Genomic DNA, 12771 nt, shown 5'->3' with positions numbered 1-12771 from the left:
GGGAGGCTCTGTTATTTGAGTGCCTCCTCGGTATGAGGGTGCCGTTGGCGATGGTAGTAGAGGGCTTCGGCCCGGTCGGGTGTCAGGTCCTGGCAGTATCCATTGGGCCGCTGCCGGTTGTAGAAAGCCACCCACTCGGCGGTTCCCAGCGATAGCTCGGTGGCACCGGGAAACAGCGGCTGAAGGTCGATGAGTTCGGTCTTGTAACTGCTGTTCACCGATTCGGCCAGAGCGTTGTCGAAGCTATCGCCCACCGATCCCACTGACGGCACGATCCCCTCAGCGGCCAGGCGGTCGGTGAACGCGACCGCCGCATATTGAGATCCCGCATCGCTGTGATGGATGAGAGACTCCAAAGAGGTTGCACCAGAACGCTTCCTGGTGTCTATGGCGTGATTTATTGCATCAGTCACCAGTTTCTGGGTCATCTCGGTGGCGACCTTCCAGCCCACGATCTTGCGGGCATAAACATCGGTGACGAATGCCGTGTAAGCCCAGCCGGCGCGGGTCCGGCAATAGGTGAAATCGGCCACCCACAACCGGTCGGGTGCGCCGGCGACGAAATTGCGCCGGACCCGATCCGGGGCCCGCGTCGCCGCCGGATCGGCGACGGTGGTGCGTACCCGGCGGCGCTTGCACGCACCCCGCCAACCCATCTCTCGCATCACCCGCTCCACGACACAGCGAGACACGTCGAGTCCGTTGGTGCGCAACACGATCCATGTCTTCCGGGCACCCAGAACCTTGTACAGCGACTGCGACTTACGCAGCCGCCAGATCGCGTCGATGACCGCGGCGTCAGCCCAGTCGGTCTTCGACGGACCACTCTGGCGGGCGCGGTGGGCGTAATACGTCGACGGGGCGATCGTGACGCCGAACTCTGAAAGCACGGCGCACATCGACTCGACACCCCACTTGAGACCATCAGCGCCCACCCGCGTGTGCTGGTGGGCGCTGATGAACTCCACGACTACTGAGACGGCCGGTCGAGCTCGGCGGCGAAGAAAACCGAGGCCGCCTTCAAGATCGCGTTGGTTATCTAGGGTCGCGAGGAAGCTGTTCACGATGTAGACGACACGCGTTCGAAGTTGTCGGGAAATGCGTTGTAGACCGATTATCTTCGGTGTCTGTGACGGGTCCTGGGCTGCGGGTGCAGTCGGTGGTGATGCCCTTTGGCGACCCCGAATCGTGGACGCTGGTGGATCGGGATGCGGCGGTGGTGGAGCCGGTCGAGGCGTTCTTGTCGCATCTGCACGCAGTCGAGCGCTCACCGAACACGGTCAAGGCCTATGCGCATGATCTGCGGGACTGGTTCGAGTTCCTCGATGAGCGTGGGTTGGAGTGGACGCGGGTGCGGCTGGAGGACGTGGGCCGGTTCGTGGCGTGGCTGCGGCTTCCCGCGGCGGCGCGGGCGGGTAACGTCGCTGCGCTGCCGACGGTGGAGTGTGGCTGCGCGGAGTCGACGGTGAACCGCAAGCTGTCGGCGATCTCGGCGCTTTATGAGTTCCATCAACGCCACGGTGCGGATCTTGGTGATCTGCTGACAACCTGGCAGCGGCGCGGTACACGCGGCGGATCGTGGCGGCCGCTGCTGGCGCACTTGGGAACTCGACCGGAACGCAGCAAGCTGATCCGGCTGCGAGCCGAGCGGCGCATCCCCGACACCCTGGACGCTGAGCAGATTGCGGTGATCGCGGCCGCGTGTGATCGGCTACGGGACCGATTTCTGTTCACCCTATTGAGCGAGTGCGGGCTGCGGATCGGTGAAGCACTGGGGTTGCGCCACAGCGACATCGACGCCGCAGCGCGCCTGGTTTCGGTAGTGCCGCGACGGAATTCGAATCGGGCGCGGGCCAAGGGCGGAGGCGGCCGGCAGGTGCCGGTGCCGGCCCGGGTGATCCGGCTCTACGCCGATTACCTGCATGCCGAGTACGGCGATCTGGACAGCGACTACGTGTTCGTCAACCTATGGTCGGGTCCGATCGGGAGTCCGATGGCCTACCCCAGTGTCTATGACCTGGTCTGCCGGATTCGGGAGCGGACCGGAATCGCGTTCGGGCCGCACTCGTTTCGACACACGTATGCGACCGAGCTGTTGCGCCGCAAGGTGCCGGTCGAGGTGGTGCAGCATCTATTAGGGCACGCGTCGATCGCCACCACCACCGACGCGTACGCGCACCTGAAGGTCGAGGATGCGCGCCGCGCCTTGGTGACCGCGGGGTGGCTGACCGATCGGGACGAACCGCGGTGAGCGTCGAGGCGCTGGCCAAGCCGCTCATTCCGACGCTGACCGAGCGCTTGGATGCGGTGGTGCGTCCGGAGTTCCGGCTCGACGTGCTGGTGCCCGCGGTGGGCGATCCGATCCTTGGCACGCCCGCGTGTGCGGTGCCCGGGTGTGTGCACTCCAGCCGCTACGCCGCGCTGTGTCTGGCCCATCTGGGCCGATGGAAACAGGCCGGTCGCCCGGACCGATCGGTCTGGGCCGCGACCGCGGATCCCACGGTGATGGGCCATCGAGCGCTGCAATCGTGCCTGGTGCACGAATGCGGGTTTGGTCAGCATCGGTATCGGTTGTGCTACAAGCATTCCCAAGGATGGGACAGAGCCGGACGACCATCTGTAGAGCTGTTGAAGCCAGAGGTCGCCGGCACGCCGGCGGCGGTGTGCGCGGTCCCGGGGTGCACGTTGTGGGCCGAACTGGACGGGGGCTGGTGCCGGTCCCACCACGCTCGGTGGCGCCAGTGTGGGCGCCCGCCGACCGCCGAGTTCATCGCCCTCTGCGTCAGCTACGGCGAGGACCGTTTCGACCTGCGGCCGCTACCGCCGCGGCTGCGGTTGGAGATCGGCTATGCGCTGCAATGCCGGGTCGATGCGAACCGGACCCGCACCACGCCCCGATCAATCAAACCGCTGTTGGACCATCTGGTCGCCAGTGGCGCCGAGTCGCTGTTGGAGCGTCCGCTGGCCGACTGGCTGACCGGACTGCCTGCCGCGGCGTCGGTCAACACACCGCGGGCGTTCCTCGGCTACGCCATCGAGTGCCTGCTCGACGTGCGCGACGGGACCGGCTGGGACAGCGAATACCAGCGTGACGTGTGGCGGTTGCGCCGCCTCGGCGTCGCCGACCACGACGGTGCTCGGCTGGATTTCACTGTGGTGCAACCATTGTGGTTACGGGAGCTGGCCAAGCGATGGTGCCGCTGGCGCATGTCGTGTGGTGTCGGGCTGGGCCAGCTGCGCAAGGACCGTATCGCGCTGGTGCGGCTGTCGCGGCTGACGCCAGGGTTGGCGAGCTCGACAGACCCCAGCGCGTTCGACCGCGAGGCGCTGGAGGGCTATCTGGCCCGACTGCTGGTCGAGCTCCCACACCCAAAGACCCGCAGCACCGATATCGGCGCCGTGACCGGGTTTCTGCATGCCGTGCGCCAGCACCGCTGGGCGTCGCTGCCCGCGGAGGCGCAGCTGTATCCCAGCGACCAGCCCCGCCGCGGCGAGACACCGGCACCGCGGGCGATTCCCGAGTTCGTCATGGGCCAGCTGGAAGGCCGCGCCAACCTCGACCGGATCGCCGACCCGAGGTTCCGGCTGCTGGTGGAGATTCTCATCCGCACCGGGTTGCGCATCGGTGACGCCACCCGGCTGGCGCTGGACTGCCTGGTCCGCGACCCGCAGGGCGCGGTCTATCTGCGCTACCGCAACCACAAGATGCGCCGCGACGCGGTGGTGCCCATCGACGACGAACTCACCGCCATGATCCAGACGCAGCAGGAACGCACCCGACAGCAGTTCCCGACCACGGGTGTGCTGTTGCCGCGCGGCAGCGCTAATCCCGACGGCCGGCTGCCCATTCCCACCGCGACGTTCCACTTCCAGCTCGGGCAGTGGCTCGAAACATGTGGTGTCACAAATGAACTCGGTGAGCCAGTGCATGTCACCGCTCATCAGTTCCGGCACACGGCAGCCACACGATGGATCAACCATGAGGTGCCGCAAGAGGTGGTCCGACGCCTGCTCGACCACACCAGTCACACCATGACCGCCGTGTATGCCCGACTGGCCGACACCACCATACGTGAGCAGTGGGAACGCGCCCAGAAGATCAACATCCGCGGTGAGCCCATCGACACCACGATCGACGGGACGCTCGCTGATGGCGAGTGGATGAAGCAGAACCTTGCCCGCGCGAAAATGGCACTGCCCAACGGCTACTGCGGTCTACCGCTGCAGAAATCGTGCCCGCACGCCAACGCCTGCCTGACCTGCCCGCTGTTCGTCACGACCGCCGAATTCCTACCCCAACACCGCAAGCAGCTCGACGACACCCGCGCGCTGATCACCCGCGCCCAGACCGACGGCCACACCCGCCTGGCCGAGATGAACCGCACCGTCGAAACCAACCTGCTCACCATCATCACCACCCTCGATGCCGACCAACGCGACTGCCGGTGCGCCGCAGCAGACAGCGAAACATGCTGCGGGAAGGAATCATCCAATGCGCCATGACAATAGCCACCACCTCGTCGCCGCTGCCCAACGCCGCCGCGCCGACACCCTCCAACGGGCCCGCCATGCCCTACACGAACTCGGCGAAACTGGCGGGCGCCGTACCGTCACCCAGATCGCCGCCCACGCCGGAGTCTCCCGCTCATGGCTCTACGCCCAGCCCGAACTGCGCGACCAACTCCGCCGACTGACCGCCGCACCCGAGACAGCCGAATCGGCACCCACCCGAATCGAGCGCGGATCCGACGCCTCGCTCCGGCAACGCCTCACTCTCGCACACCAACGCATCGGCGAACTCGACGACGAAAACCGTCAACTACGCAACCAGATCGCACTCCTGCACGGACAGCTCCGCGCCAACCGCATCGCCGCCACCCACGTCACGGACACCGTCCACGACACAAATACCGAGCTCACGCCACCAAACAGTCGACCAAGCCTAAGATAACGTTGGCGCGCTTGAGTTCGGCGTTCTCTCGACGCAGCTTACGCAGCACCTCGGATTCCTCGCTGGTCTGCCCCGCCCGCGAGCCGGCGTCGATCTCGGCCTGGCGAACCCATTTGCGCACCGTTTCCGCAGTACCAACACCCAGCAGGTCAGCCACCCGGCCCATCGCCTCCCACTCCGAGACCGTCTCGCTGCGCAGATCGGCGACCATCTGCACCGCCCGCGCCTTCAGTTCCTCCGGATACCGCCTCGATGACTTCGCTCCCACGCGCCCATCCTTCCCAACGGAAGAACTCTCCGGACACACCGGGGCGGATCAGATGGTCGTCGGCATCGGGGCTCCTCAAGCGAAAGGTGACTGTGGCCTGACTGTGGGCGTTGTCACTCCTATCCTCATCCTGAATGGCAGACTTGACGCATGTCAAGTTTGGATCGAGCGTGTCGCGGTGCGAAGGTCTACACCCATGACCGCTGAGTCCACATCCCGTGAGGTCCGTCGCAGCAGGGGGGACCGACAGCGCGATGCCATAGTGACCGCGGTACGTGAACTTCTGCATGAGCGATCGTTCGCCGATTTGTCCGTCAGCACCATCAGTGAACGCGCCGGTGTCGCGAGGTCGGGTTTCTACTTCTACTTCGACTCGAAGTACGCAGTGCTCGCGGTGATCCTCGCCGACGCGGATGAGCTTCTCGACAGCCTGACCCATCACTTCGCGCCGCGCGAGCCGGGGGAGACGCCTGCGGTGTTCGCCAAGCGGATGGTCGGCAGTGCCGCGGCCGTGTACGCGAACGACGACCCGGTACTGACGGCGTGCGCGGTCGCCCGGAACACCGATGCGCAGATCCGCGAGATGATGGACGACTTCTACGACGGGATCATCGACAAGCTGATCACCCTTCTCGAGCAGGACTCCGAGTTACGGCCGATCTCCGATGACCTGCCGGCCCTCGTGCGGACGATGGCGGCGGTGACCACCATGACGTTGACGCAAGACAGCACGTTCGTCGGCCGCGGGCAGGAGCCCTCGCGTGCCGTCGAGATCGTTGAGAAGTTGTGGCTGAACGCGATGTGGGGCGGATCGGACCCGAAGACGCCTAGGTAGTGTCAGCGACATGGCGGGCCTCTCTGCGGGAAACGATTTCGCCGGCAAGCGTTGTCTTCTCACCGGAGCCGCCAGCGGTATCGGGCGGTCGACCGCGCTGAAGCTGGCTGCCGAGGGCGCCGAACTGTTTCTCACCGACCGCGATGCCGAGGGCCTGGAAAAGACTGTCGCCGATGCCCGGGCGCTGGGCGGGGTGGTCCACGTGCACCGCGCTTTCGACATCTCCGACTACGACGCCGTCGACAAGTTCGCCGCCGACGTTCACGCCGAACACCAGGCGATGGATGTGGTGATGAACATCGCGGGTGTGTCTGCCTGGGGCACGGTCTCGACTCTCACGCACCAGCACTGGAAATCGATGATCGACATCAACCTGATGGGGCCGATCCACGTCATCGAGTCATTCGTCCCGCCGATGGTCGCGGCAGGCAGGGGCGGACATCTGGTCAACGTCTCCTCGGCCGCCGGTCTGGTGGCGTTGCCCTGGCACGCCGCGTACAGCGCGAGCAAGTACGGGTTGCGTGGCCTCTCCGAGGTATTGCGGTTCGACCTGGCGCGACACCGCATCGGGGTGTCGGTCGTCGTGCCCGGCGCGGTGAAAACGCCGCTGGTGCAGACGATCCAGATCGCGGGCGTGGACCGCGACGACCCAAGCGTCAAACGGTGGACGGATCGGTTCGGCGGTCACGCGGTGTCACCCGAACATGTCGCCGACCGGATACTGCGTGGCGTTCGGCGCAACCGGTTCCTGATCTACACATCGCCGGACATCCGGGCGCTGTACATGTTCAAGAGGACGATGTGGTGGCCCTACAGCGTGGCGATGCGCCAGGTCAACGTGCTGTTCACTCGTGCGCTGCGACCGAAGTCGTCGAGCAGGAACTAGTAACCGCCGTCGGGTGGGGCGAGTTCCAATCGCACCCCGAGCAGCCGGATAGGTCGGTCCAATTCGAACTGGTGCAGCAGATCCAGTGCGGTGGCGACGATGATCTGTTGGTCGTTGCCCGCCGACGGCAGCTTACGAATCTTGGTGCGGGTGAAGAAGGTCTTGGTGCGAACTGTGACCGCCACTCGGGTGACCACACGGCCCTGGTCGACGATCTCGGCGAGCGTCTGATCAGCGAGTTCGACTACGGCCGAGTCCATTTCAGCGCGGTCAGTCAGGTCCTGAGGGAACGTCACCACGTGGCTGCGCGAGCGGGCAACCCACGGCTGGGCGCTGACCTCGGTGTCGCCACCCCCCTTCGCCAGCAGCAGAATCCACAGACCGGTGGTCGGGCCGAACGTCGAGGTCAGCAGTTGCGCGTCGGTGGAAGCCAGATCGGCGACGGTGGTAATACCCATGCCCGCAAGCTTTTTAGCCGTCTTCGGGCCGACGCCCCATAGCGCATCGACGGCGCGGTCACCCATCACCGCCATCCAGTTGTCCTCGGTGAGGGCATAGACCCCGGCGGGCTTGCCGAAACCGGTTGCCACCTTGGCCCGCTGCTTGTTGTCGCTGATACCGACCGAACACGACAATCCCGTGCCCGCGCCCACGACTTCACGAATCTGTTCCGCTAATTGGAGGACGTCATCGGTGTCGTTCAGATCGGCACCGACGTACGCCTCGTCCCAGCCCCATACCTCGACCGGATGGCCGAAGTCGCGTAACAGGCTCATCACCTCTTCGGAGGCTTCGTCGTAGGCGTCGGTGTCCAACGGGAGAAAGGTCGCGTCGGGGCATTTGCGCGCCGCAGTGCGAAGTGGCATGCCTGCGTGGACGCCGAACGCCCGTGCCGGATACGACGCGCAGGTGACGACCTTTCGGGGCTCGTTCGGATCACCGTTGCCGCCGACGATGATCGGCAGTCCGGCGAGGTCGGGGTTTCGCCGCACCTCGACAGCGGCCTGGAATTGATCCAGGTCGACGTGCAAAACCCAGCGACCACTCATCGCGTTACGTGCCGCAGAGCTTGCGCGCCAGCGTCTCCCACGCGTCGCCAAGGGTTTCGAGCGTCTGACCGCCCTCGGTGAGTTGGTGGTGTACGTAGTCGGCGTCCAGCAGCGCGAGCAGCGCGGCGGCCTGTGCGTCGAGGTCTCCCGTGGTGGACGCGTCTTCCAGCAGCACCGTGACGTGGCGATGGTGCAGCGTGGCCGGAGCGTTGAAACGCATCTGGGGGTCACGGTTGGCATCCGACAGCAGCGCCTGATGGGCCATGACGAACTTCAGCCGAGAGCGGCCGTATGCGAGCAGCCGTTCCAGCGGCGGAGCACCCGGGCCGAGCGGTGGCGGTCCGAAGAGGAAGGCCTGCTGCTGGACTTTCTCGTCCTCGTCGAGCAGAACGATCATCAGTCCTGCACGGCTGCCGAACCGGCGAAACAATGTGCCCTTACCCACACCCGCCGCGACGGCAATATCGTCGGTCGTGACGGCGTCGGCGCCGCGTTCGGTGATCAACCGGCGCGCAGCCTCGAGCAATAAGGTGCGGTTGCGTGCGGCGTCGCCCCGCTCTTGCGGCGCTTCATCCGAAATCGGCAGCGCATGCGGGGGCATGTCACCACTTTAATTCAGAGGGATGAATTCGGACCAAGGTCCGGTTACATAGTGCGAGGATCCATAGGCCGATCGAAAGGAATAGCACGTGTCCGACATCAAGGTGCTGGTACTGGTGGGCAGCCTGCGCGCCGCGTCGATCAACCGTCAGCTCGCCGAGCTGGCGATCGAAACGGCTCCGGACGGAGCGAGTCTGACGTTATTCGACCGGCTGGGGGAGTTGCCGTTCTACAACGAGGACATCGACAACGCCGACGTTGCCGAGCCGGTCGTGGCGTTGCGCGAGGCCGCGGCCGAAGCCGACGCCGCGCTGGTGATCACACCGGAGTACAACGGCAGCATTCCTGGCGTGTTGAAGAATGCGATCGACTGGTTGTCGCGGCCGTTCGGCAACAGCGACCTGAAGGGTAAGCCGATGGCGGTTATCGGCGCTGCCCTCGGTCAGTACGGCGGAGTGTGGGCCCACGACGAAACGCGTAAGTCTTTTGGCATCGCGGGGCCGCGAGTGGTCGACGACTTGAGTCTTTCGTTGCGGTCCACCGTCTTTGACGGCAAGCACCCCCGCGAGAACGCTGAGGTTGCCGCGCAGCTGCGCGACATCGTGGGCAAGCTGGTCACCGAAGTCGGCTAGCGCCTGGAGCGGCGGGCTGACGTCGCGGTAGATGCTGCGCCTGCGTCGCTCTGCGTACGCGCAGCGTTTGGTACCTGCGCGCGGGATGGGCGTGATGGTCGCAGTTCCGTTGGAGGCATGTCGATCACCGCGCTTGCCGAGCGCAACAGCGAAGGGATGTTGCGGGGCAGGCGCGACGCCGACGCCGCCGGGCGGCTTTCGTAACCGCTCCAAGGCTTTGCTGTTATGTCACTGTGACAGTTGGCGGCGACGAGGTTTGTCGGTGGCGGGTGGTAGACCTGGGCGAACCAGGCATCAGGCGCGACACACCCCAGGATGTGATGTGCGACACGCCGACGGCCCCACTCGCCAAACGCTTACGACCAGGGAATTTCAAGATTGTTATTCAGAACATCTGGTATCTCTTCGCAATGTCGGACACCAGGTGTAGTGTTTCGAACACCGACAGACCCCCACAGTTTCAAAGCCTCCACGGGTCGGCCGGAGTCCAGAAATCCGCCGGCGTCGGCTCACAGACTCCACGGACCACGACTCCGTACAGCAGGAATTATGAGGGTCGTCGGGCCGCTGAACTTCAGTGAAAAGCAGTACCAGATCAGTTGCCAGTCTCAGGTCGCAGAGGAGCCGTACCGCAGATGAATCCCACATCGATCACCGTGTACACCAAGCCCGCATGCGTGCAGTGCAACGCCACCTACAAGGCGCTGGACAAGCAGGGCATCGCCTACGAGAAGGTCGACATCAGCCTGGACTCCGAGGCCCGTGACTATGTCATGGCGCTCGGTTACCTGCAGGCTCCGGTCGTGGTGGCCGGCAACGACCACTGGTCCGGATTCCGGCCCGATCGCATCAAGGCGCTCGGCGCGGTCGCGGCCACGGCGTAGAGGTATCCAGACAGCGGAGAGGAGAAGACGAATGAGCAACCTCGTTTACTTCTCCAGCGTGTCCGAGAACACCCACCGCTTCGTCATGAAGCTGGGTTTGCCCGCCACCCGGATTCCGCTGCACGGCCGCATCGAGGTCGACGAACCCTATGTGCTGGTGCTGCCCACCTACGGTGGTGGGCGCTCCACGCCGGATATCAACGACGGCGGCTACGTCCCCAAACAGGTCATCGCCTTCTTGAACAACGAACACAACCGGTCGCTGATCCGCGGCGTCATCGCAGCGGGCAACAACAACTTCGGTGCCGAATTCGCCTACGCGGGTGAAGTGATCTCGCGCAAGTGCGGCGTTCCGTACCTGTATCGCTTCGAACTAATGGGAACCCCCGACGACGTGGAAGCCGTCCGCGCGGGCTTAGAAGACTTTTGGAAGGACCGGACGTGTCACCAACCGCCACAGCTGCAGAGCCTGTAGTCACCCCTTCGGCGGCCGCCGCCGAAACGGATTACCACGCGCTCAACGCGATGCTGAATCTGTATGACGCCGATGGCAAGATTCAGTTCGACAAGGATCGCGAAGCAGCGCATCAGTACTTCCTGGAGCACGTCAACCAGAACACCGTGTTCTTCCACGATCAGGACGAGAAGCTCGACTACCTGATCAAGGAGAACTATTACGAGCGCGAGGTTCTCGACCAATACTCGCGCAACTTCGTCAAGACGCTCATCAGTCGCGCCTATGCCAAGAAGTTCCGTTTCCCCACGTTCCTTGGCGCATTCAAGTACTACACCAGCTACACGCTGAAAACCTTTGACGGTAAGCGTTACCTGGAGCGCTTCGAGGACCGAGTGGTCATGGTGGCGCTGACTCTGGCCTCCGGTGACACCGGACTGGCCGAGAAGCTTGTCGACGAGATCATCGACGGCCGGTTCCAGCCGGCCACCCCGACGTTCCTGAACTCGGGCAAGAAACAGCGCGGCGAACCGGTGAGCTGCTTCTTGCTGCGCATCGAGGACAACATGGAGTCCATCGGTCGCTCAATCAACTCGGCGTTGCAGCTGTCAAAGCGCGGTGGCGGGGTTGCCTTGCTGCTGACCAACATTCGTGAGCACGGCGCGCCGATCAAGAACATCGAGAATCAGAGCTCGGGCGTCATCCCCATCATGAAGCTGCTGGAGGACTCGTTCTCCTACGCCAATCAGCTGGGTGCGCGGCAGGGTGCCGGTGCGGTGTACCTGCACGCCCATCACCCCGACATCTACCGCTTCCTGGACACCAAGCGGGAGAACGCCGACGAGAAGATCCGCATCAAGACGCTGTCGTTGGGTGTGGTGATCCCTGACATCACGTTCGAGCTGGCCAAGAAGAACGAGGACATGTATCTGTTCTCGCCGTACGACGTCGAGCGTGTCTACGGTGTGCCGTTCGCCGATATCTCGGTCACCGAGAAGTACTACGAAATGGTCGACGACGCGCGCATTCGCAAGACGAAGATCAAGGCGCGTGAATTCTTCCAGACGTTGGCCGAGCTGCAGTTCGAGTCGGGCTACCCGTACATCATGTACGAGGACACGGTGAACCGTGCCAACCCGATCGACGGCAAGATCACCCACAGCAACCTGTGCTCGGAGATCCTGCAGGTGTCCACGCCGTCGGTGTTCAACGAGGACTTGACCTACTCCCAAGTGGGCAAGGACATCTCGTGCAACCTCGGTTCGCTGAACATTGCCAAGACGATGGACTCGCCGGACTTCGCGCAGAGCATCGAGGTGGCCATCCGCGCGTTGACGGCCGTTTCCGATCAGACGCACATCTGGTCGGTGCCGTCGATCGAGCAGGGCAACAACGATTCGCACGCGATCGGCCTGGGGCAGATGAACCTGCACGGGTACCTGGCGCGGGAGCGGGTCCACTACGGCTCCGAAGAGGGTGTGGACTTCACCAACATCTACTTCTATACCGTGCTGTATCACGCGCTGCGGGCATCGAACCGTATCGCGATCGAACGTGGCTCGCACTTCAAGGGTTTCGAGAAGTCGAAGTACGCGTCGGGTGAGTTCTTCGACAAGTACACCGAGCAGGCGTGGGAGCCCAAGACCGACCGGGTGAAGCAACTCTTCGAGAACGCCGGCATTCGGATTCCGACGCAAGAGGACTGGACGCGACTCAAGGTGTCGGTGCAGAAGGACGGCATCTACAACCAGAACCTGCAGGCCGTTCCGCCGACCGGGTCGATCAGCTACATCAACAACTCGACGAGCTCCATCCACCCGGTGGCGAGCAGGATCGAGATCCGCAAGGAAGGCAAGATCGGCCGCGTCTACTACCCGGCGCCCTATCTGACGAACGACAACCTCGAGTACTACGAGGACGCCTACGAGATCGGCTACGAGAAGATCATCGACACGTACGCCGCGGCGACCCAGCATGTCGACCAGGGGCTGAGTCTGACGCTGTTCTTCAAGGACACCGCGACCACCCGTGACGTCAACAAGGCGCAGATCTACGCGTGGCGCAAGGGGATCAAGACGCTCTACTACATCCGGCTACGCCAAATGGCGCTGGAGGGCACTGAGGTGGAGGGCTGCGTCAGCTGCATGCTGTAGCCCGCTAGATCGAAGCCAAACTCCGTCGTATGACTTGCCACTCGGTGCGTCGCCGTTGA

General features: G+C 64.1%; 11 protein-coding genes and 2 pseudogenes. 9 read left to right on the top strand and 4 right to left on the bottom strand.

The window, feature by feature from the left end:
• Window positions 1-11 precede the first annotated feature (11 nt).
• Window positions 12-1033 (bottom strand): annotated as a pseudogene (locus CSQ99_RS17100) (IS3 family transposase); the annotation flags it as partial.
• A 132-nt stretch (window positions 1034-1165) separates the two neighbouring features.
• Between CSQ99_RS17100 and CSQ99_RS17095 the strand changes: the two are divergent.
• The 3 genes from CSQ99_RS17095 to CSQ99_RS17085 are packed head-to-tail and all read left to right on the top strand — an operon-like array spanning window position 1166 to window position 4951.
• The gene (locus tag CSQ99_RS17095; protein WP_099040218.1) at window positions 1166-2251 is read left to right on the top strand and encodes a tyrosine-type recombinase/integrase; all 1086 of its coding nucleotides are present in this window, start codon (window positions 1166-1168) and stop codon (window positions 2249-2251) included.
• A complete protein-coding gene (locus CSQ99_RS17090) occupies window positions 2221-4503 on the top strand; it encodes a tyrosine-type recombinase/integrase (RefSeq protein ID WP_245908958.1) in 2283 nt (760 codons plus the stop codon). Before CSQ99_RS17095 ends, CSQ99_RS17090 begins: the two co-directional genes overlap by 31 nt.
• Window positions 4493-4951 carry a DUF6262 family protein gene (locus tag CSQ99_RS17085; protein ID WP_099040184.1) on the top strand — a complete coding sequence of 153 codons (459 nt, stop codon included), beginning with the start codon at window positions 4493-4495 and terminating at the stop codon, window positions 4949-4951. Before CSQ99_RS17090 ends, CSQ99_RS17085 begins: the two co-directional genes overlap by 11 nt.
• On the opposite strand, the pseudogene CSQ99_RS17080 reads toward CSQ99_RS17085, so the two are convergent.
• A pseudogene (locus CSQ99_RS17080) lies at window positions 4944-5219 on the bottom strand (transposase); the annotation flags it as partial. The gene CSQ99_RS17085 and the pseudogene CSQ99_RS17080 sit on opposite strands and share 8 nt — an antisense overlap.
• Window positions 5220-5415: 196 nt before the next feature.
• On the opposite strand from CSQ99_RS17080, the gene CSQ99_RS17075 reads away from it, so the two are divergent.
• The gene (locus CSQ99_RS17075) at window positions 5416-6054 is read left to right on the top strand and encodes a TetR/AcrR family transcriptional regulator (protein ID WP_099040182.1); all 639 of its coding nucleotides are present in this window, start codon (window positions 5416-5418) and stop codon (window positions 6052-6054) included.
• 10 nt (window positions 6055-6064) lie between these two features.
• Window positions 6065-6940, top strand: a complete 876-nt coding sequence (locus tag CSQ99_RS17070; RefSeq protein ID WP_099040181.1) for an SDR family oxidoreductase — start codon at window positions 6065-6067, stop codon at window positions 6938-6940.
• Here the strand turns inward: CSQ99_RS17070 and CSQ99_RS17065 are convergent.
• Both CSQ99_RS17065 and CSQ99_RS17060 read right to left on the bottom strand, forming a co-directional pair.
• Window positions 6937-7989 (bottom strand): DNA polymerase IV, encoded by a 1053-nt coding sequence (locus tag CSQ99_RS17065; RefSeq protein WP_099040180.1) that lies wholly within the window; start codon window positions 7987-7989, stop codon window positions 6937-6939. The genes CSQ99_RS17070 and CSQ99_RS17065 overlap by 4 nt on opposite strands.
• 4 nt (window positions 7990-7993) lie before the next feature.
• Complete coding sequence (locus CSQ99_RS17060) at window positions 7994-8590, bottom strand: TetR/AcrR family transcriptional regulator (RefSeq protein WP_099040179.1); 597 nt, start codon at window positions 8588-8590, stop codon at window positions 7994-7996.
• 88 nt (window positions 8591-8678) lie between these two features.
• On the opposite strand from CSQ99_RS17060, the gene CSQ99_RS17055 reads away from it, so the two are divergent.
• From CSQ99_RS17055 to nrdE, 4 genes are all read left to right on the top strand, one after another.
• Entirely contained in the window at window positions 8679-9221 is a 543-nt protein-coding gene (locus CSQ99_RS17055) for an NAD(P)H-dependent oxidoreductase (RefSeq protein ID WP_099040178.1), read from the top strand.
• A gap of 635 nt (window positions 9222-9856) precedes the next feature.
• On the top strand, window positions 9857-10105 hold the full coding sequence (locus tag CSQ99_RS17050) for a redoxin NrdH (protein WP_099040177.1): 249 nt from the start codon (window positions 9857-9859) through the stop codon (window positions 10103-10105).
• Window positions 10106-10136: 31 nt separating this feature from the next.
• Window positions 10137-10580, top strand: coding sequence for a class Ib ribonucleoside-diphosphate reductase assembly flavoprotein NrdI (gene nrdI, locus CSQ99_RS17045; protein WP_099040176.1), 444 nt, complete (start codon window positions 10137-10139; stop codon window positions 10578-10580).
• A complete protein-coding gene (gene nrdE / locus CSQ99_RS17040) occupies window positions 10547-12712 on the top strand; it encodes a class 1b ribonucleoside-diphosphate reductase subunit alpha (RefSeq protein ID WP_099040175.1) in 2166 nt (721 codons plus the stop codon). The genes nrdI and nrdE overlap by 34 nt, the downstream gene beginning before the upstream one ends.
• Window positions 12713-12771: the final 59 nt, after the last annotated feature.

This window comes from Mycobacterium neglectum (assembly GCF_002591975.1).
Taxonomy (GTDB): Bacteria; Actinomycetota; Actinomycetes; order Mycobacteriales; family Mycobacteriaceae; genus Mycobacterium; species Mycobacterium neglectum.
Note: the sequence above shows the minus strand (reverse complement) of the source record. Positions and strands in the feature narration are given on the sequence as shown.

What these genes read in the sequence shown, in the direction of transcription:
- CSQ99_RS17050 (WP_099040177.1), top strand. Translation starts at nt 9,857, where the DNA reads ATGAATCCCACATCGATCACCGTGTACACCAAGCCCGCATGCGTGCAG.
- CSQ99_RS17060 (WP_099040179.1), bottom strand. Translation starts at nt 8,590, where the DNA reads ATGCCCCCGCATGCGCTGCCGATTTCGGATGAAGCGCCGCAAGAGCGG.
- CSQ99_RS17085 (WP_099040184.1), top strand. Translation starts at nt 4,493, where the DNA reads ATGCGCCATGACAATAGCCACCACCTCGTCGCCGCTGCCCAACGCCGC.
- CSQ99_RS17075 (WP_099040182.1), top strand. Translation starts at nt 5,416, where the DNA reads ATGACCGCTGAGTCCACATCCCGTGAGGTCCGTCGCAGCAGGGGGGAC.
- CSQ99_RS17095 (WP_099040218.1), top strand. Translation starts at nt 1,166, where the DNA reads ATGCCCTTTGGCGACCCCGAATCGTGGACGCTGGTGGATCGGGATGCG.
- nrdI (WP_099040176.1), top strand. Translation starts at nt 10,137, where the DNA reads ATGAGCAACCTCGTTTACTTCTCCAGCGTGTCCGAGAACACCCACCGC.
- CSQ99_RS17070 (WP_099040181.1), top strand. Translation starts at nt 6,065, where the DNA reads ATGGCGGGCCTCTCTGCGGGAAACGATTTCGCCGGCAAGCGTTGTCTT.
- CSQ99_RS17065 (WP_099040180.1), bottom strand. Translation starts at nt 7,989, where the DNA reads ATGAGTGGTCGCTGGGTTTTGCACGTCGACCTGGATCAATTCCAGGCC.